Genomic DNA, 17,711 nt, shown 5'->3' with positions numbered 1-17,711 from the left:
GACATGCCAGGCGGGGCGGGGAGCGGCTCGACCACGGTCTCCAGGGGCCGGTGGAGCCAGGCCACCGCGAGACACGACCACACGACTCCCGTGCCTCCGACACTCCAGACGATGCGGTTCATGGTTCCCCTCAGGACGCACCTGTGGCGGTGCGCGCGCCGTCCCGCATTCCCGGGAGAGGCCCGCAATAGATGCCACCTGGAGTCACATGCAATCAAGTTGCATTTGATAATGCCCGGGGAGTGTCGTGCGGGGGGCGGGCTGTCACCTCGATTCCACGACGGAGGGCTGGTCCCGGGGCGCCGGCATGCCGAAGATGGGGCGCTTTTCTCCCGCAGGCCTGTGGAGGTGCCGTGAAATGAGAGGGTCGTCCTTCTTGTCGCGCGTCCTGGTGTTGTCCGTGCTGGTGCTCCCCGCGTTGGCGCAGGCGGGCTCGTATCTCCGGGTGGTGAGCTGGAACCTCCGCCACGAGGGATGGGCGGCCGAGCAGACCTACCTGGATGACGCGAAGCAGCTGTGGAACCAGTTCGGTGCGAACAGCAACTCGAACAATGGCTGTGACCTGGTGTTCCTCCAGGAGGTGATGGACGCGGCCGCGGCGACGGCCATCGCGACGAACCTGACGCAGGTCTCCGGGGTGACGTGGAAGGCGGTGGTGACGCCGCTCATCGGCCGGTCGTCCTACAAGGAGCACTACGCGGTGCTGTACCGGACGGACACCGTGTCGCTCCTGTCCTCCACGGTGTGGACGGACACGGGGGACCTGTTCGAGCGCGAGCCGCAGGTGGTGAAGGTGCGCCACGTGCCCACGGGCGCGGACTACACCTTCCTCAACTGGCACGCGGTGTGGGGCACGGCGGCGGACCGCACGGCGGAGGCGCAGGCCATCGACGGCGTGTTCGCGTCCGTGCAGTCCGCCAGCACCACGGACCAGGACGTCATCCTCGTGGGCGACCACAACATGGCCTGCACGCACGCGTCCTGGAGCCAGCTGAAGGGCCTGTCGCCCGCGGTGACGTGCAAGCTGGACGTGGCCACGACGATGAATACGTCCGGGGGCTACGCCAACCCGTACGACCACTTCTGGATGCAGGACAGCTACGTGACGGAGTTCTCCAGCACCGGCCGCGACTACATCGCGAACCCGCTGGACTACGTCACCCGGCTGTCGGACCACGCGCCGGTGTGGCTGTCCCTGTACTCCAACAGCGACACGGACTGACGCCGCATGCGCGTGAAGCAGGTACTGGGCGGTCTGCTGGTGGCGGTGCTCGTGGGCGTGGGCCTGTGGATGCTGCTGCGTCCCGAGCCCGCGCCACCGCAGGCGCCGCCATCGCCTCCCGTGTCCGTGCGGGTCGAGGACGCCGGTGTACTGGAGGTGGCTCCCCAGGTGGAGGCCGCGGTGGACGCGGGCCTGTGGCTGACGGCGACGCTGGAGGGCTCGCGTCCGTTCGAGGGCGAGGCGCGCGTGGGCGCGGCGTTCATCTCCGAATCGGATCGCGGCTGGTGGGAGGAGGAGGGCCGCCGGCGCATCTCTCGCGCGGGTCCCAAGCGCCTGGAGGATATGGCCAATGTGCGGGAGTGGGTGGAGGCCCCGGTCACCGCATCCGCGCAGGGCGGTGTCGTGGGGCCGGTGGTGGTGCCTTCCGCGCCGCGCTACCAGGTGATGGCGTACGCTCCGGATGGCACGGTCTGGTGGGGCGACCATGTGCCCGACACGCAGCCGGTGACGGGGCGGGTGGACGTGGGCCGGCTGCGGGAACACCCACCCACGGGCGTGCGCGTGCGGCTGGAGGGGGCTCGGGATGTCTCGGGCACCTTCACCGTGCGGATGCAGCGGGGCGTGGATCCGGACGACGCGGAGGAGGCCAGCATGCTGCTGCCGGTGCTGGCGCTGGCGGCGCCGGAGTTGATGCACGCCTTCGAGAACGACACCCCCGTGCCCCTGGTGAAGGACAGCGAGACGCGGCTCGCGCCACTGCCTCCGGACCGGTCGCTGCGGCTGTGGTTGCGCACGCCTTCGGGGAAGCAGAGCGAGCCGGTGGAGGTGCCCCTGCGCGAGGGAGTCGTGGCGCCGGTGACGCTGGACGTGGCGAAGCTGTTCCCCGAGGGCGTGGGGGACACCGTCACGTTGCGGGGACGGGTGCTGCTGGGCGATGGGTCGCGCCCCCTCGGGCCGGCGGTGTACCGGCAAGGGGATGGCGGTGAGGAGCATCCGCTCGCACCGGACGGCCACTTCACGATTCCGGACGTGCCGGCGTGGCAGGAGACGCGCTTCACGGTGCGGCGGGAGGTGACGGAGGACGAGGGACGGCCCGTGGGGCCTTCATGGTGGGACTTCGTCTTCACGCCGACGGCGGAGTCGCGGGGCACCGTGGACGTGGTGTGGCGCATGCCGGTGTACCGGTGGCTGGTGCTCCGGATGGATGGCTTCACGCGGGCGCAGTTGAGGGAACGCACGTCGCCGCCCTATCCGGTGTACCTGCTGGAGCGCCGCGACGCGCAGGGCGTGTGGAGCGTCGTGCCCACGCGGGAGTTCCGTCCGGAGGGAGACAGCCTCGCGGTGTCCCTGCTGGAGCCCGGCACGTACCGGATCCAGGTGGCGTCGTCGCCGTACGCGTCACGGCCGAGCAGCACCGCCCGGGTGGGCGAGGACTTCTCGGACGTGGAGACGCGGCTGTCACCGGAGGACGCGGCCGTGTCCACATGCGAGGTGCGGGTCACCCGTGAGGGACGGCCGGTGGCGGGCGCGCTGGTGATCGCGGGCGGAGCGAATCCCTCGCTGCCGCCCGTGCGCGGAGACACGGACACCACGGGCCGGTGGCGGATGGGGCCCATGACCTCCAACGCGCTCCCCTTGCAGGTGCACGAACGGGACGCCATGGATTGGGAGGGCGACGGAGCGGAGGCATGCCGCCGCTCGGGCGTCGTGGAGGTGCGGCTGTAGTTCAGGCGGCCGACGCCCTTAGAAGCTCGTCGGGGACGCAGGCCAGCGCGGCGTTCTCCTCGGCGACTTCCTCGGCGGTGCGGGCCTGGACGGTCAGGGCCTGCACCCACAGCTCCAGGACATCCATCAGCGCGCTGCGCGTCTCGCCCTGGAGCGGGGCCAGCCGCCGCGCCATGCGCTCCTGCACCTGCGCATCCAGCTGATCCGCGAGCGCGCGGCCCGCGTCGGTGAGGCGCACGCGCACGCGCCGGCGATCATTCCGCACCGAGCGCTCCCGCCGCACGAGGCCGCCATCTTCCAGCCGGTCCACCAGGCGGCTCAGGCGCGGCATGGCGAGTCCCCCCAGGCGCATGGCGAGCACGCCCACGGGCAACAGGCTCTCCGAGCGCAGCCACCAGAGCGCCTGGAGCTCCCGAGGCTCCCAGTGGGGATGGCTCAGGGCGTCCAGGGGACTCTCCAGCGCGCCGCAGCGGGCCGCGTCCACGAGGAGATTCCGCCACCGCGCGACCTGCACGCGCACCTCCGCCGAGAGTTCCGTCATGCACCCCTCCCTGCCGTGAGCAAGCACCCGCGTCCGAGCCCCGCGTGCGGCGCATCCGGCATCCCGCGGCCCAGGGGACCGCGAAGACATCAACGGGAATACGTGACGGACATATCGAACTGGTTTCTGACCGGATTTTCTTCGGGCGCTCTACTCCGCGCCTGCCGCCTTGCGCCGGGCGCTGCGTGCCTTCGCGTGCGCCTTGTCGAAGCCTTCGTAGAAGCGCACGGCCTGCTCACCCACCATTTGGATGTGCTGGTTGTTGAGGTACGCGGTGATGGGCGCGGCGACCAGCGGCATCGCGCGGCCCAGCGTCGTCATGCCGCCCTTCGCGAGCAGCAGCGCCGCCAGCTTCCCCAGCACCTTCGGACCGGAGCGGTGCAGCGGCCCCAGCCCGTTGGCGTAGCCGAACAGGTCCAGCAGCTCCCCTCGCGCCCGGTCCGTCTTGAGGTTCGCCTTGTAGAGCGTGGCCACGTCCGTGAGCAGCACGAGCTGCAGGTACGCCATGAACGTCAGGTCCGCCGGCAGGGAGATGAGCCCGAACACGCCGCTCACGCCGCCCACCATGCCCGCGAGGCTCTTCTTCTCATCCACCAGCCGCTGCGCCAGCTCCTTGGTGGTCGCGGACGGGTAGCGCTTCTCCAGCGCCGCCACGCGCACGCGCGCCCGGCCAATCTCCCCCTGGATGAGGTCCGACAGGCGCAGCGACCCCAGCTTCTTCAGCTCCGCGGGGGTCAGCTTCTTCATGAAGCCCAGCCGCTCCGTCACGCCGTCGTAGAAGGCCATGTCCTCCTCCTTGGCCGCGATGCACGCGGCCGGTCGTCTCTAGTAACCCCGCTCCGCCAGGTACAGGTCCACCAACGCGCCCTCTTCGTACCAGCCGTGTCGCATCTCGGACTTGAACCACCGTGAATCCGGGCGCGCCGAGCGCACCTCCAGCTTCACCCGGTTGGTCCCCGTGTCGATGACCGCCGCGCGCGCCTTGCACGCCGCGCCCGGCTCCTCGCCGAAGCCGCCCTCCAGGCAGACCTCGTCCCCCACCGACAGGCGTCGGGCATACTCGCTGGCCAGGTAGAGGGCGTCGTCACAGCCGCCGCGCACGGAGGACTTCCCCAGCGCCGCGCAGCGGTCCTGGGCGGGTGCCCGGATGACGGGCACGTTGGAGATGAACGCGTCCTCCTCGTTGGGGTCGCGCTGATACGGGCCCACCTGCTTGCACCCCGCCACCGCCACCAGGACCGTCAGGCCCGCCCACGTCCACTTCATCGCGTCATCGCCTCCGGGACGCGCGTCGCCGCGCCCCCGCGCCTGCTGTTAAAGGGCGGGAAGCATGGCAGACAGGGCCGGAGCGGCAAAGCCGCCCTGGGGAAAGCGTCTCTACGCGATACGGCGCGCGGGCCCGGGGATTTCCTCGGTGACGCCGGGAACCGCCCGGTTCTTGCCGTCCACGAAGACGACCGTGGGCTTCCAGTTGGCGGCCTCCGCCTCCTCCACTTCCGCGAAGGTGGCCAGGATGACCAGGTCGCCCGGCTGGTTCAGGTGCGCGGCGGCGCCGTTGATGCAGATGACACCGCTGCCGGACTCGCCCTCCAGGGCGTACGTCTCCAGCCGGGTGCCGCGCGTGACGTTCCACACCGCGACCTTCTCGAAGGGGAGGATGTCCGCCGCCTTGAGCAGGTCCTTGTCGATGGTCACCGAACCCTCGTAGTCGAGGTCGGCCTGGGTCACCGTCGCGCGGTGGATCTTGGACTTGAAGAGGATGCGGCGCATGGGGGGCCCTCGGGAAGCGGGGCAACCGTAACGGCTCCCCTGCCCGGGGACAACATCCCCGGTGTCCCATGCACCGCCTGCTTCCCTGCACGCCCTGCTGTTTACTTCGTGAAATTCACGAGCTGGCTGAGGTTCAGGGGCACGGACTGCGCGTCCGACGTCAGGTTGCCCGTCAGGCTCACCTGCGCGTTGCCGCCCGAGCGCAGGGCCATGGCCGCGGACGCGGCGCTCGCGAAGTTGATGGTGAGGGGCAGGGTCACCTGCTTCGTCCCGCTGCCATCCAGCATGCCCAGGTTGCCCGTGGACAGGTTGCCCACGTTGGCGCCCGCCACCTTGAGCGCCCCGGTGATGCCCGCCACCGGCAGGGGGAAGGCGTTGCGGTTGGTGATGGCCAGGGGGAACTCCACCGTGGCGCCGCTCAGCGTGACATTGGTGATGCGCGGCGCCTGGAACTGCACCTGGGGAATCTTGGGGACGGGGAACGTGCCCTCCTTCTCCAGGGGGAACTTCAGCACGCCCAGCGGCGTCTGGATGCCCAGCGTCCCCTGCGCCCTGAAGGCCGCCGCGTCCTTGTCCAGGAACGTGGTCACCACCGGCGCGATGTCCGCGAACTTCACGTTGGCGGGGAAGACAATCTGGCTCTTGCCGTTGGACTTGAGGTTCAGGCCCTCCTTCGGCTTGCCGGCCACCAGCTGCTTGCCCTCCACGAAGAAGGCGTAGTCCACCGACGCCAGCTTCAGGCCCAGGCTGTTGGGGTTGTCCAGCTCGTACACCAGGTCCACCGTGGCGTCGGACAGGGAGGCGTTCGCCAGCCGGGCTGTCTTGAACTTCAACGTGGGCTTCTTGAAGGCACCGTTGAGCAGGCTCTGCAGCGCTGCGCAGCCGGAGAGCGTGGTGAGTGATAGGGCGAAGAGGACCAGGAACGCGCGTTTCTTCATGGGCATGGGCGTAGCAGAGGACGCACCGCGTTCGCGCGGATTCAATCGCCGCGCGTGTCGGGGCCTCGACGGGTGCACCTTCAGGGCGCCAATGGTATGCGCCAGGGGCTCCCCCGTGCTGGAGGTTGGCCCCTCGTGACAGGTGGCATCTTGTCTCACCCCCTTGCCGCGCTGGCGGTGCTGGCGGCGCTGTCACTCACGGGCTGCTCCCGGTCCTCCAGCGCGGAGACTGCCTCCGCGCGGCGGATGGACCTGAAGCCGTGCCGGCTGGACGGGGTGGCCGCGCAGACCCTCTGCGGCACGCTGGAGGTCTTCGAGGACCGGGCCGCGGCGAAGGGGCGCAAGATTCCGCTGCGCGTGGTGGTGGTGCCCGCGCTCGCGTCGCAGCCGAAGGAGGACCCGCTGTTCTTCCTCGCGGGCGGCCCCGGCCAGGCGGCGTCCCGCACGCGCATCCTGCCCGCGCTGGACCGCATCCGGCGTCAGCGCGATATCGTGTTCGTGGACCAGCGCGGCACGGGGGATTCGCACCCGCTGGACTGCGACGCGTTGAACCCCTCGCGCACGTCGCTGGCGGAGCGCTTCGAGGACCGCGAGGACGCGGACGTGATTCCCCAGTGCCGCAAGGGCTGGGACGCGGACGAGCGGCTCTACACCACGTCCATCGCCATGGATGACCTGGACGACGTGCGCGCGGCGCTGGGCTACCGGCAGGTGAACCTGTGGGGCATCTCCTACGGGACGCGCGCGGCGCTGGTGTACATGCGCCAGCACCCGGACCGCGTGCGCACCGCCATCCTGGATGGCGTGGCCCCCATGGGGCAGTACCTGCCGCTGTACGCCGCGCGCGACGGCCAGCGCGCCCTGGACCTGCTGCTGGACGCGTGCGCGAAGGACGGCGTCTGCGCGAAGGCGTATCCGGACCTGCGCGCCCGCACGGAAGGACTGCTCGCGAAGCTGGAGGCCGCGCCCGCGAAGGTGCACCTGGCGCATCCGCGCACGGGCGTGCCGGAGGACTTCACGCTCACCCGGCGCGTCTTCCTGTCGGAGCTGTTCTCGCTGCTCTACAGCCCGGACGTCGCGTCGCTGGTGCCGCTGATGCTGGACCGCGCCGCGAAGGATGACTGGACGCCCTTCGTCGCGCTGTCGCTGGGGCTCACCGACGAGGTGGCGCGCACCACCAGCCGGGGCATGTTCCTGGCGGTGGTGTGCGCGGAGGACGCGCCCTTCTTCACGGAGGAGGACGCCGAGCGTGAGGCGAAGGGCACCTGGTTCGGCCCTCGCATGGCGCTGGACATCCAGCGCGCGTGCGAGAAGTGGCCGCGGGCGAACGTGCCCCAGAGCTTCCGCGAGCCCGTGAAGTCGGACATCCCCACGCTGCTGTTGTCCGGCGAGCTGGACCCCGTGACGCCGCCGTCCTGGGGCGAGGAGGCGAAGCGGACGCTCACGCACAGCCTGCACGTGGTGGTGCCGGGGCTGGGACACAACACGGTGGGCGCGGACTGCGCGCGCACGCTGATGGCGGACGTGCTCACGCGCGGCAGCGTGGAGGGCCTGACGCCCGACTGTGGCGCGGGCCTCAAGCGGCCGCCCTTCTTCACCTCCTTCGCCGGCCCTGTTCCGTAGGACTCCAGCGCCCATGATTGAAGCCAGGAACCTGCACAAGCGCTTCGGCTCCGTGACGGCCGTGCATGACGTGACCTTCACCGCGGAGGACGGCGTCATCACGGGCCTCCTGGGCCCCAATGGCGCGGGCAAGACGACCACGATGCGCATGCTCTACACGCTGGTGCGCCCGGACGGCGGCATCGCCACCGTGGACGGCGTGGACGTGGCGAAGCAGCCGGAGGTGGCCCGGCGCGCGCTGGGCGTGCTGCCCGACGCGCGCGGTCTCTATCCGCGCCTCACCGCGCGCGAGCACGCGCGGTACTTCGGAGAGCTGCACGGCCTGTCCGGCGCCGCGCTGGACGCGCGCGTGGAGGAGCTGGTGGAGCTGCTGGACATGAAGGACATCGCGGACCGGCGCACGGAGGGCTTCAGCCAGGGCGAGCGCGTGAAGGTGGCGCTGGCGCGCGCGCTGGTGCACGGGCCTCGCAACGTGCTGCTGGACGAGCCCACCAACGGCCTGGACGTGATGGCCACGCGCTCCGTGCGCACGCTGTTGCGCAAGCTGAAGGCGCAGGGCTGCTGCGTGGTGTTCTCCAGCCACGTGATGCAGGAGGTGGCCGCGCTGTGTGACCGCATCGTGGTGGTGGCGCGCGGGCGGGTGGTGGCGGACGGCACGGCGGACGCGCTGCGCGCCTCCACCGGCAAGGACAGCCTGGAGGAAGCCTTCGTGAGCGTGATTGGCAGCGAGCAGGGGTTGCGCGAATGAAGGGCCTTGTTGGGACGGTGCTGCGCAAGGAAGTGCTCGACCACCTGCGGGACAGGCGCACGCTGGGCTCCGCGGTGATGTGGCCGCTGTTGGGCCCGCTGGTGTTCCTGGTGATGTTCAACGTGATGGCCTCCTGGTACCGGCAGGACCGGCCGCTGGAGATGCCGGTGGTGGGCCGCGAGCACGCGCCCAGCCTGATGGCCTTCCTGGAGCGCTACGGCGCGAAGCTGTCGGAGGCCCCCCAGGACTACGAGGCGCTGGTGCAGGCCGGGAAGCTGGACCTGGTGCTGGTGGTGCCGGACGACTACTCGAAGGACTTCACGGACGGGCACACCGCGGCGGTGCGGCTGGTGATGGACAGCTCGCGCAACAAGGCCCGTCATTCCGTGCAGCGCGCGCAGCGGATGCTGGCGGTGTACTCGCAGCAGACGGGCAGTCAGCGCCTGTTCGCGCGCGGCGTGTCGCCGGAGCTGGCGGTGCCCGTGCGCGTGGACGAGCTGGATTTGTCCACTCCCGAGCGCACCGCCGCCACGGTGCTCACCACCATCCCGCTGTTCCTGGTGATGGCGGCGTTCGCGGGCGGCATGCAGCTGGCCAGCGACACCATGGCGGGTGAGCGCGAGCGCGGCTCGCTGGAGCCCCTGCTCCTCAACCCCGCCCCGCGCGGCGCGGTGGTGGCGGGCAAGTGGCTGGCCACCTGCGCCATGGCGGGCACGGGCGTGCTCTTGTGTCTGGTGGGTTACTTCCTGGTGGTGAGGCGCGTGCCGCTGGAGGACCTGGGCGTGCGCGCCCGCTTCGACACGCCGGCCGCGCTGGGCATGCTGGCCGCGGTGCTGCCGCTGGTGCTGGCCGCGTCCGCCGTGCAGATGTGGGTGTCCACCTATGCACGTTCGTTCAAGGAGGCGCAGACGTACCTGTCGCTCCTGATGGTGCTGCCGACGCTGCCCGGGATGATGCTGGCCCTGTCCCCCATCCAGACGCAGACGTGGATGTTCGCGGTGCCGGTGCTGGGACAGGAGCTGCTCGCGGGCGAGGTGATGCGCGGCGAGACGCTGGGGCCGGTGCCCTTCCTGCTCGCCTTCGTGTCCTGCGTGGTGGTGTCCCTGGTGGCGCTGCGTTTCACCACGCGTCTGTTGACCCAGGAGCGCATCATCTTCGGCAGGAGCTAGCGGGCAGGCACGCGCGGCTCCGGCCCGGGCCCCGAGTGTTTTCGGGGCGCAACTTGGCCCGCGTGTTCGCGTGACAGGGACGACGAAGTGCCGTCCAATGTTTCGCGATGACGCTTGAGCGTGAACGAGAAGCCCTGCTGCCTTTCGCCCCGAACTCGGTGGCCTCCACGGCAGGGGAACCGCGGTTCGGCACGTACCAGGGAGAGCTGCCGGAGGTGGACCTGCCCCGGCTGTTGGGGAAGTGGGCGCCGGGGCGCGCGACGCGGCTGCTCAAGCGCAAGCGCTGGCACTACACCTTCGTCGCCACGCAGGAGGTGGCGGCCCTCTTCGCGGTGGTGGACCTGGGCTACACGGCCAACGCCTTCGCGGTGGCGGTGGACCTCCAGGAGAAGAAGCCGCTCTGTGACGTCAGCTTCCTGGGCGTGCCCGGGCCGCTCGCGGAGGTGAGCGACAAGCCGGGCGCGGGGCTCGTGGCGGCCTTCCGCACGCTGGGCGGGCGCATGTCCGTGAAGCGCGGCGAGTCCGACGAGCGCTACCAGGTGGAGGTGGACGTCAGCCGCATGCGCACGCAGTCGCTCCAGTCGTTCCAGTGGAACGGCGAGCTGCTGGTGGCGGGCGGCCCGCCGGCGCTCACCGTCATCGCGCCGGTGGAGGGCGACGGGCTGGTCAACGTCACCCAGAAGCGCAGCGGCCTCCTGGCCTTCGGGAGCCTGGAGGCGGGAGGCCGGCGCTTCCGGCTGGACGGCGGCGTGGGCGGCATGGACTACACGCAGGGCTACCTGGCGCGGCACACCGCCTGGCGCTGGGCCTTCGCGGCCGGGCGGCTGCCAGACGGCACGCCCGTGGGCCTCAACCTGGTGGAGGGCTTCAACGAGGGCGCCACCGAGGCCAACGAGAACGCCGTCTGGCTGGGCGACCGGCTCTACCCGGTGGGCCGCGCGCGCTTCGAGTACGACGCGAAGGAGCTGCTGGACCCGTGGCGCCTGACGACGGACGACGGCGCGGTGGACCTGCGCTTCAAGCCCATCTACGTGCACCGCGAGGAGCGCAACCTGCGGCTGGTGGTGAGCCACTTCGCCCAGCCCGTGGGCTTCTTCGAGGGCACCCTGCGCGTGGGCGGCCAGGAGCTCAAGCTGTCCAACGTCCCCGGCGTCACCGAGGATCAGGACATGCTCTGGTAACAGCCGGGCCTGCGAGCGGGGACGCGGTGTAGGCTTTCGCGCCCCTGTTTCATCTGAGGAGGACTCGCGCCATGTCCTGCCCGCACTGTGGTCAGCCGCTCCCTGAAGGCCACGCGTCGCGGACGTGTCCCCACTGCGGAGGGGACGTGAACGCGCCCGGGTCACCGGTGATGGACGAGGTGGCGGGCCAGGCGCAGCGCGCGGCGGACTCGGCGGGCCGCGCGGTGCAGGACGTGCTGGATGACCCGAGGCTGCGCGAGCGGCTGCCCGGGGGCTCGCTGCCGCTGCTCGGTTCGGGGCTGGTGGCGGCGGCGGTGGTGGTGCCGGTGCTGCCCTTCATTGGCGGCGGGCTGGGGCTGCCCTGGGCGGGCTTGATGCTGGTGGGCGCCGGCATGCTGGGCGCGCGCGAGTGGGTGGCCGCGGGCCGGAAGCTGCCGGACGCGCTGGTGCCGGCGGTGAAGTGGGCCGCGCATCCGGCGTTCCTTCCGATGTTCACCGCGCTCACCGTGACGCAGGCGTTCCTGTCGCTGGGACTGGGCGTGGCGCCGCTGTTGTGGGTGCTGGCGGCGGTGGTGCTGGGCTTCGTGCAGTGGCGGGCGTTCCAGGCGTCACCGCTGGCGGAGCCGTCGCTCACGCGGAGGCCGGCGGACGTGCGGCTGAAGCGGTGGGTGTTCGCGGGCGTGGCGGCGTGCGCGGTGGGGCTGCTCCTGCCGTGGAGTTCGGCGTGGTCGCTGGTACCCACGGCCCACCTGCAGCGCGAGCGCACCATCACCATCGACGACAACTTCGCCTGGGACATCGAGGACAACCACTCGTGGAAGTTCAACACGCTGGTGCTCCCGGCGGGGCAGGGCGCGGGGACGGGGCGCGGCCGGCTGGGCGCGACGGGCGTGGTGCTGGGGCTCCTGGCGCTGGGCGTGCTGGGGTCGGTGCGGCGCGCGCGGGAGGCGCTGCCCTCGGTGGTGCCGGCGGTGCTCGCGGGGCTCATCACCGTGTGGGGGCTGACGGGCCTGTCGTCGAAGCCGGGGCCGTGGCTGTTCCTGGTGGGCATCCTCGCGGTGGATGTGGCGGTGGCGCGCGAGTGGCTGGGGCCCCGGAGCGCGGGGCCCCCCACGGAGCCGCCCGCGTCAGCGTGACGCGCGGCCCTGCACGATGGCGCGGAAGGAGCGGCTCCTCAGCTCCTCCAGCGTGAGGCCGGTGGCGCGGGTCTCCTCTTCCGTGAGGGCGCCGCAGGCCAGGCCGCGCAGGAAGAAGTTGAGCAGGCCCTGGCCGGTGGCGGCGTCGTCGAACACGTCGCCCAGCAGGGTGGCCTGGGCGGCCTTGTCCACGAAGGCCTTGAGGCGCTGGGACGCCGGCTCCAGGCCCTCCAGGAAGAAGGCGTAGACGGCGGAGTAGCGCACGGGGAGCTGGGCGGGGTGCAGGTCCCAGCCCTGGTAGTAGCCGCGCTCCAGCGAGTGGCGCGTGTGCCGGTACGCCACCTGCCACGCGCGGTGCACGGCGTCGGTGTTCTCTCGCCGCTGTGTGGGGAGGAGTTCGGTGTCGCCCTGCTTGCGGTGGGGGCCCACGGGCATGACGTTGGTGGCGCCGTCGGACAGGTGCACGCCGCTGCCCGCGAGGAGCACCTGCACGGTGTCGCGGAGGTAGTCGCAGGCAGGGTGGAGCATGTGCTGCATGTGCGCGCTGACATCCAGGGCGGCGGTGTAGTCGTAGACGCCCAGGTGCACGTGGGAGCAGCGGCCCTCGCCGGCCTCCACGAGCGAGCGCAGGTGCGGCCGGCCGCGCGCGTCGAAGAGGGCCTGGGGCGTCTCCACCATCAGCTCCAGGGTGAGCGCGCCAGGGGGCAGGTGGTGGGCGGACTCCAGCTCCGACAGCAGCTTCGCCAGGGCGGTCACCTGTTCGGGTACGGTGACCTTGGGCAGGGTGACGACGAAGGACGGAGGCAACCTGCCACCGGATTGCTCCAGCATCGCGGTGACGAAGAGGTCCAGGGTGCGAGAGGCGCGGGCGTAGAGCTCTTCGGTGAAGGACTTCACGCGGATGCCGATGAACGGAGGGAGCGAGCCCTGTTCCAATCCGCGGGCCACCTCCGTGGCGGCGGCGACGGCGTGGGCGTCCTCTTCGGCATCGGGGCGGTGGCCGTAGCCGTCCTCGAAGTCGATGCGGAAGTCCTCCACGGGCTCACGCTGGAGCTTGTCCACGACGCGGTCATGGACGCGCTGGGCGAAGCCGCCGCGCTGGGGCAGGCCCAGGCCATGGGCGAGCTGGGAGCCATCGGCGGCGTAGTCGCGCAGCGCCGCGAGTGCCAGGTCCCCCATCTTCCGCGCGGTGCCAGCGCGGAAGAGGTGGGCGCCGCCGTACACGGTGTGCACGGGCTGGCGCCGGGAGGACTCGCCCGGGTAGGTGTGGCCGAACGCCACGTTGGCGCGGCGCAGGGCTTCACGGGAGGCGGCGGAGGCTTCGGGCGTGAGCGTGGTCTTCATGGGTTTCCGGGGCCGCCATCGGGAGGAAGGCTCGGCTCCATTGGAGGCGCTGACATCATGGCGCGAGTGCCGCCGTCCGGGGCATGGGAGAAGCGAGGAGGCGGGCCTCCCGGCTGGGGGCCCGGCGGTGGAGGCGTACCGGGGGCGGCATCCTCGCCCGCATCGTCCGGGGAGGACACCTCGTTCGGAACCTGCTCCGGCTGTCCATCGATGAGGCGCCGCAGGAGCCGGCCGTCGTCACTGAATGCGTATCGCGCTCCGGAGTGCAGGGCGGGGCCCTGCCGCCCACAGGCGGCAGGGTCCTCTTCGATCCGGATGAAGATGACCCCTGATTCACGGAGGATTCTGTAGCGATGTGACTCGGGCCGGTCCCAGCACGGCGTTGACGACGTCGGGGGCGGAAGGAAGTCCGCGACCGCGAGGGAGAGCGCTCGCAGAACGGAGCCGTCCAACGCATACGTTCTTCCAGGGCTCCCAACGGCCTCCTCTGTGCTGGCGAAGAAGGAGGGGAAGGCGAGCGAAGGCTCGGACTCCGCCAGCGGGGGGCGATGGGCCTTCATGCAGCCACCGAGCATCAATCCAGACACGATGAAGAGCGTGCGCGTGCGCATAATGGGCAGGCTGCCAGCAACGCATCGGAATAGGTCGGGTAGGGGCCATGGCCGGGAAGGGGACCCGCGATGCGCTCCAGGCGCTCACCGGGAGGCGGTTGAACGACGCCCATATGACCCCTCCCGGCTGGCGCTCACTTCACGGCCGACGCTTCAGCCACGCGGACACCTCCGGGGCCACGCGCTCGGGCAGGGCCACGTCCTGGGCCAGCCGCTCCAGGGTCTGCGCCGTGGCCTGCTGTGCCTCCGGAATGGGGTTCGCCTGGAGCAGGGCCTTCATCTGCTCCAGTTGAGCGCGCGTGCGCAAGAGGCCCAGGCCTTCCACCACCCGGCGCAGCAGCATGGGCGCCGCGCCCGTGCGCGCCACCAGGTCCTTCCAGCGCTTCTGCAACTGCGCCCACCACGCGTCGCGCCCGGTGCGGTTGCCCAACAGGCCCGTCGCGAAGCTCGCCACGTCCTGCGTCTTCACCGTCTCCGTGAACAACAGGCCCTGGGCGCGCTCCGCCAGCGTCGCGTCCTCGAACGCCGTGAGCGCCATCAGGTAGCGCCGCTGCGTCGCCGGGTCCGGCTCCCTCAACATCCGCTGCAACAAATCGTCGAACAGCGCCGGGTCGCCCGCGCGCGCCACCATGCCCACCGCCGTGTCCAGCAGGTTCGCGTCCAGCGCGGTCTTGTCCCCCTGGAGCATCCGCTGCACCAGCGGACGCGCCTCCGCCAGCACCTGCGGGCTGCGCGCCAGGCCGCCCACCGCGCGCACCAGCGCCGCGCGGCGCAGCCGCACCCGGTCCGGCTCACCCGGCGCCGCCTGCCAGCCCAGCTTCTTCAGGCCGCCGCCCAACAGCCCCTCCACCCACCGGCGGAAGCGCTCCTGGTCCTCGCCCTCCGTCAGCCGGTTCTCGATGTACGCGAGCCGCCCGACGAGCTCGTCCAGCACCGCCTCGTCCTCCTCGTCCCCGAAGCGCGCCGCCAGGTCCAGGAAGTCCGCCACCGGCGCCTGCGCCGAGCGCACCAGCGCGAACGTGTCCGCCAGCAGCGAGATGCGCTCCGACGGCGCCAGCGTCCCCAGGTTCGCCGTCAGCGCGTCCAGCGCCGGCTTCTCGTACGCCACCCGGTAGAAGCCCGTGGAGCCGCCGTTGGCGCACAGCCACTTCACGTCGCCCGAGCCGCCCTCCAGCGTCACCGTCGTCCGCGCGTCGCGGAAGAGCACGCGCTGCTCCCGCACGCCGCCCGCGTCCTCGAAGCGCAGCACCATGGGCACCGGCCACGTCTCCGGGCTCCTCACCTCAGGCTCCGAATAGAAGCGCCGCTGCGACAGCGTCACCTTCCGGCCCTCCACCTTCACCGACACCAGCGGGAAGCCGCTCTGGCCAATCCACTTCGTCGCCAGCTCGTTCACCGGCTGCTTCGCCGCCTCACCCAGCGCGTTCCACAGGTCTTCCTTCACCGCGTTCGCGCGCGCGTGCTTGCGCATGTACAGCCGGATGCCTTCGCGGAAGGGCCCCTCACCCAGGAACCCTTCAATCATCCGCAGCACCGCGCCGCCCTTCTCGTACGTAATCGCGTCGAAGCTCTCACCGGCCTCGCCCGCGTTGCGCACCTCCCCGTGGATGGGGTGCGTGGACTTGAGCGCGTCCAGCGCCAGCGCGCTCGCCCGGTGCGCGTCGAAGTCCAGCCACATGCGCCAGTCCGGCCGCCACTGGTCGACGATCTTGAAGGCCATCCACGTGGCGAACGCCTCGTTGAGCCAGAGGTCGTCCCACCACACCATCGTCACCCAGTTGCCGAACCACTGGTGCGCCAGCTCGTGCGTCACCACCTCCGCCACGCGCTTCTGCACGGACAGCGGCGCCGTGGCCGGATCCAACAGCAGCGCCACCTCCCGGTAGGTGATGAGGCCGGCGTTCTCCATCGCGCCCGCCTCGAAGTCCGGGATGCCCACCTGGTCCACCTTGCCAAAGGCATACGGCAGCCCGAAGTAGTCCTGCAGCCGGGGCAGGACTTGAAGTGCCGCGTCCTGCCCGAACTTCGCCAGGTGCGCCTTCTCCGGCAGCGCCCACGTGCGCACCGGGATGCCCCCCGCCTGCTCCTCCGGCGTGCCCACCAGCGGGCCCACCACCAGCGCGATGAGATACGAGCTGAGCAGCTCCGTCTCCTCGAACGTCACCTTGCGCAGCGCCCCGTCCTTCTCGTCCTTCACCACCCGGCCGTTGCCCAGCACCGTGTGGCCCTCCGGCACGCGCACCGTGAGCGCCCAGCGCGCCTTGAAGGCCGGCTCGTCGAAGCAGGGGAACAGCCGGCGCGCGTCCGCGGCCTCGAACTGCGTCGCGGCCACCTTGCCCGCCGCGTACAGGCCGCGCAGACCGTCGCTGAAGTGCCCCGTCCAGAGCACGTCCAGCGTGGCGTTGCCCGCGGGCAGGGGAGCATCGAACGTGAGCACCACCGACTCGCTCACCGGGGCCACGCGCTTGGACGTGGGCTTGCGCACGTCGTTGCCGGTCCGGAAGGTGACCTCGCCCAGCTCCAGGGCGTTGGCGTGGAGGATGATCTCCGTGGTGGGCTGGGACAGCTCCAGCTCCACGCGCTGCTCACCCGTGAAGGTGCGCCCCTCCAGGTCCAGGGTCACCGTCGCCTGATAGCGGCGCGGCCGGAGGGTGGTGGGCAGACGGAAGTTCTTGTCGTCGGTGGGATGCGCCATAGGGGCGGCAATCTAGCGCCGGCCGCGCCTTGTGCTCGTGCTCCATTTCCCAGTGTCCGCCGCTTCACTGCGCTCCGCCCCCGCTGACGGGGGCACCAGCTGCCCGAAGAGGCTCGACTCGCGCTGGAAGAAGCCCTCCGTGTGGAAGGAGGCGCCGAGCTCCAGCCAGAGGAAGTCCAGGTGGTGACAGAGCTCGTGCAGGAAGGTGCGAAGGTACGTGCGGAAGGCCACGACCCGGCCGCGCTTCGCGGTGCGCATCCACACCTGGATGCGGGGCCGCTGTCCGGGCGCCCACGTGTAGAGCCCGTGCAGCTCGCCCTCGTCATTCGAGGGCCGCGTCTCCAGCACCTCCACCTCCACCCCGGCCACCTCCAGCCGCTCGGTCAACGCGCGGGCCAGGGACTGCGTCGCGGCCTGGAGCGCCGCCCGGTCCTCCTGGAGCAGGGCCTCACGCACCTCCTCCACCCGGGGCCGCAGCGTCGCGGGCGTCCGCAGCGGCACCTCCGTGACGGCGTCGCTCTGCCGGTAGATGCGCTGCTCGGCGGGCGACAGACGCTGGTAGTAGGCGAAACGCACCGGAGTTCAGTCTAACCCCTGAGGTCCTGTCGCGCCGTACATCCACCTCCACCGGGCGACACCTCCGTTGGCCGGCGGGCAGGAAGGTGCCTCGGTGAATGGCATTGGAGCGGGGGACTCGCGCAGACTGCCGGGCCATGGGCTCTCGTCTCGTCCACGTCCTCCTGGTGTCCGTGGTCACCGTGCTGGGGCTGCTCGTCCCGTGGACGCAGGCGGAGGACTGGGCCCGCCTGCTGGAGACATTGCTGGGCTCGGCGGCCATCTGGCGGCTGTCCGCGGTGGAGCAGGGCGTGGTGCACCGGCTCGCGGAGCTGGCGGTCTTCGCGGTCGCGGGGGCGATGCTGGGGAACGCGCAATCGTTCGCGCTGCGCCGGGCGGGGCTCCAGGTGCCTGGCTGGGCGGGGCACACGGCGATGGCGGTGGCGGTGGGGC

16 protein-coding genes are annotated in these 17,711 nt (G+C 71.2%); 8 read left to right on the top strand and 8 right to left on the bottom strand.

Going from position 1 to position 17,711, the window contains the following annotated elements; all coding sequences use genetic code 11:
• The first annotated feature begins 358 nt into the window (after window positions 1-358).
• Together D7V80_RS33525 and D7V80_RS33520 are read left to right on the top strand one after the other, a co-directional pair.
• Entirely contained in the window at window positions 359-1,222 is an 864-nt protein-coding gene (locus D7V80_RS33525) for a deoxyribonuclease I (protein WP_120591980.1), read from the top strand.
• Between the two features lie 6 nt (window positions 1,223-1,228).
• A complete protein-coding gene (locus D7V80_RS33520) occupies window positions 1,229-2,947 on the top strand; it encodes a carboxypeptidase regulatory-like domain-containing protein (RefSeq protein WP_120591979.1) in 1,719 nt (572 codons plus the stop codon).
• Between the two features lies 1 nt (window position 2,948).
• On the opposite strand, the gene D7V80_RS33515 is transcribed toward D7V80_RS33520, so the two are convergent.
• The 5 genes from D7V80_RS33515 to D7V80_RS33495 form a co-directional block, all read right to left on the bottom strand.
• The gene (locus tag D7V80_RS33515; protein WP_120591978.1) at window positions 2,949-3,488 is read right to left on the bottom strand and encodes a MarR family transcriptional regulator; all 540 of its coding nucleotides are present in this window, start codon (window positions 3,486-3,488) and stop codon (window positions 2,949-2,951) included.
• Window positions 3,489-3,638: 150 nt separating this feature from the next.
• On the bottom strand, window positions 3,639-4,274 hold the full coding sequence (locus D7V80_RS33510; RefSeq protein WP_120591977.1) for an EcsC family protein: 636 nt from the start codon (window positions 4,272-4,274) through the stop codon (window positions 3,639-3,641).
• Window positions 4,275-4,313: 39 nt separating this feature from the next.
• Window positions 4,314-4,754 (bottom strand): hypothetical protein, encoded by a 441-nt coding sequence (locus D7V80_RS33505; RefSeq protein WP_120591976.1) that lies wholly within the window; start codon window positions 4,752-4,754, stop codon window positions 4,314-4,316.
• 111 nt (window positions 4,755-4,865) lie between these two features.
• Entirely contained in the window at window positions 4,866-5,258 is a 393-nt protein-coding gene (gene panD / locus D7V80_RS33500) for an aspartate 1-decarboxylase (protein ID WP_014400194.1), read from the bottom strand.
• A 101-nt stretch (window positions 5,259-5,359) separates the two neighbouring features.
• Entirely contained in the window at window positions 5,360-6,202 is an 843-nt protein-coding gene (locus D7V80_RS33495; RefSeq protein ID WP_014400193.1) for an LEA type 2 family protein, read from the bottom strand.
• A gap of 90 nt (window positions 6,203-6,292) precedes the next feature.
• Between D7V80_RS33495 and D7V80_RS33490 the strand changes: the two genes are divergently transcribed.
• From D7V80_RS33490 to D7V80_RS33470, 5 genes are all read left to right on the top strand, one after another.
• Window positions 6,293-7,819, top strand: a complete 1,527-nt coding sequence (locus tag D7V80_RS33490; RefSeq protein ID WP_233585902.1) for an alpha/beta hydrolase — start codon at window positions 6,293-6,295, stop codon at window positions 7,817-7,819.
• A gap of 13 nt (window positions 7,820-7,832) precedes the next feature.
• Window positions 7,833-8,567: an ATP-binding cassette domain-containing protein gene (locus tag D7V80_RS33485; protein ID WP_120591974.1), complete on the top strand. Its 735-nt coding sequence runs from the start codon at window positions 7,833-7,835 to the stop codon at window positions 8,565-8,567.
• On the top strand, window positions 8,564-9,736 hold the full coding sequence (locus tag D7V80_RS33480; RefSeq protein WP_120591973.1) for an ABC transporter permease: 1,173 nt from the start codon (window positions 8,564-8,566) through the stop codon (window positions 9,734-9,736). The genes D7V80_RS33485 and D7V80_RS33480 overlap by 4 nt, the downstream gene beginning before the upstream one ends.
• 107 nt (window positions 9,737-9,843) lie before the next feature.
• Window positions 9,844-10,917, top strand: coding sequence for a DUF2804 domain-containing protein (locus D7V80_RS33475; protein ID WP_014400189.1), 1,074 nt, complete (start codon window positions 9,844-9,846; stop codon window positions 10,915-10,917).
• A 146-nt stretch (window positions 10,918-11,063) separates the two neighbouring features.
• The gene (locus D7V80_RS33470) at window positions 11,064-12,053 is read left to right on the top strand and encodes a hypothetical protein (protein WP_147447296.1); all 990 of its coding nucleotides are present in this window, start codon (window positions 11,064-11,066) and stop codon (window positions 12,051-12,053) included.
• On the opposite strand, the gene D7V80_RS33465 is transcribed toward D7V80_RS33470, so the two are convergent.
• From D7V80_RS33465 to D7V80_RS33455, 3 genes are all read right to left on the bottom strand, one after another.
• Window positions 12,045-13,397, bottom strand: coding sequence for a phosphoenolpyruvate kinase (locus D7V80_RS33465; RefSeq protein WP_120591971.1), 1,353 nt, complete (start codon window positions 13,395-13,397; stop codon window positions 12,045-12,047). The two genes, D7V80_RS33470 and D7V80_RS33465, sit on opposite strands and share 9 nt — an antisense overlap.
• Before the next feature lie 750 nt (window positions 13,398-14,147).
• Window positions 14,148-16,703, bottom strand: coding sequence for a M1 family metallopeptidase (locus D7V80_RS33460; RefSeq protein WP_120591970.1), 2,556 nt, complete (start codon window positions 16,701-16,703; stop codon window positions 14,148-14,150).
• A 12-nt stretch (window positions 16,704-16,715) separates the two neighbouring features.
• On the bottom strand, window positions 16,716-17,279 hold the full coding sequence (locus D7V80_RS33455) for a hypothetical protein (protein WP_120591969.1): 564 nt from the start codon (window positions 17,277-17,279) through the stop codon (window positions 16,716-16,718).
• Between the two features lie 137 nt (window positions 17,280-17,416).
• On the opposite strand from D7V80_RS33455, the gene D7V80_RS33450 reads away from it, so the two are divergent.
• The coding region (locus D7V80_RS33450; RefSeq protein ID WP_147447295.1) for a hypothetical protein at window positions 17,417-17,711 on the top strand (295 nt) is incomplete at its 3' end.

This window comes from Corallococcus sp. CA054B (assembly GCF_003611625.1).
Classification (GTDB): Bacteria; Myxococcota; Myxococcia; order Myxococcales; family Myxococcaceae; genus Corallococcus; species Corallococcus coralloides.
This window is presented reverse-complemented; position numbering and strand designations above follow the sequence as displayed.

Bases quoted from the DNA above. Each gene is read 5' to 3' on its own strand.
- D7V80_RS33525 (WP_120591980.1), top strand. From the start codon at position 359: ATGAGAGGGTCGTCCTTCTTGTCGCGCGTCCTGGTGTTGTCCGTGCTG.
- D7V80_RS33520 (WP_120591979.1), top strand. From the start codon at position 1,229: ATGCGCGTGAAGCAGGTACTGGGCGGTCTGCTGGTGGCGGTGCTCGTG.
- D7V80_RS33515 (WP_120591978.1), bottom strand. From the start codon at position 3,488: ATGACGGAACTCTCGGCGGAGGTGCGCGTGCAGGTCGCGCGGTGGCGG.
- D7V80_RS33510 (WP_120591977.1), bottom strand. From the start codon at position 4,274: ATGGCCTTCTACGACGGCGTGACGGAGCGGCTGGGCTTCATGAAGAAG.
- D7V80_RS33505 (WP_120591976.1), bottom strand. From the start codon at position 4,754: ATGAAGTGGACGTGGGCGGGCCTGACGGTCCTGGTGGCGGTGGCGGGG.
- panD (WP_014400194.1), bottom strand. From the start codon at position 5,258: ATGCGCCGCATCCTCTTCAAGTCCAAGATCCACCGCGCGACGGTGACC.
- D7V80_RS33495 (WP_014400193.1), bottom strand. From the start codon at position 6,202: ATGCCCATGAAGAAACGCGCGTTCCTGGTCCTCTTCGCCCTATCACTC.
- D7V80_RS33490 (WP_233585902.1), top strand. From the start codon at position 6,293: ATGCGCCAGGGGCTCCCCCGTGCTGGAGGTTGGCCCCTCGTGACAGGT.
- D7V80_RS33485 (WP_120591974.1), top strand. From the start codon at position 7,833: ATGATTGAAGCCAGGAACCTGCACAAGCGCTTCGGCTCCGTGACGGCC.
- D7V80_RS33480 (WP_120591973.1), top strand. From the start codon at position 8,564: ATGAAGGGCCTTGTTGGGACGGTGCTGCGCAAGGAAGTGCTCGACCAC.
- D7V80_RS33475 (WP_014400189.1), top strand. From the start codon at position 9,844: ATGACGCTTGAGCGTGAACGAGAAGCCCTGCTGCCTTTCGCCCCGAAC.
- D7V80_RS33465 (WP_120591971.1), bottom strand. From the start codon at position 13,397: ATGAAGACCACGCTCACGCCCGAAGCCTCCGCCGCCTCCCGTGAAGCC.
- D7V80_RS33460 (WP_120591970.1), bottom strand. From the start codon at position 16,703: ATGGCGCATCCCACCGACGACAAGAACTTCCGTCTGCCCACCACCCTC.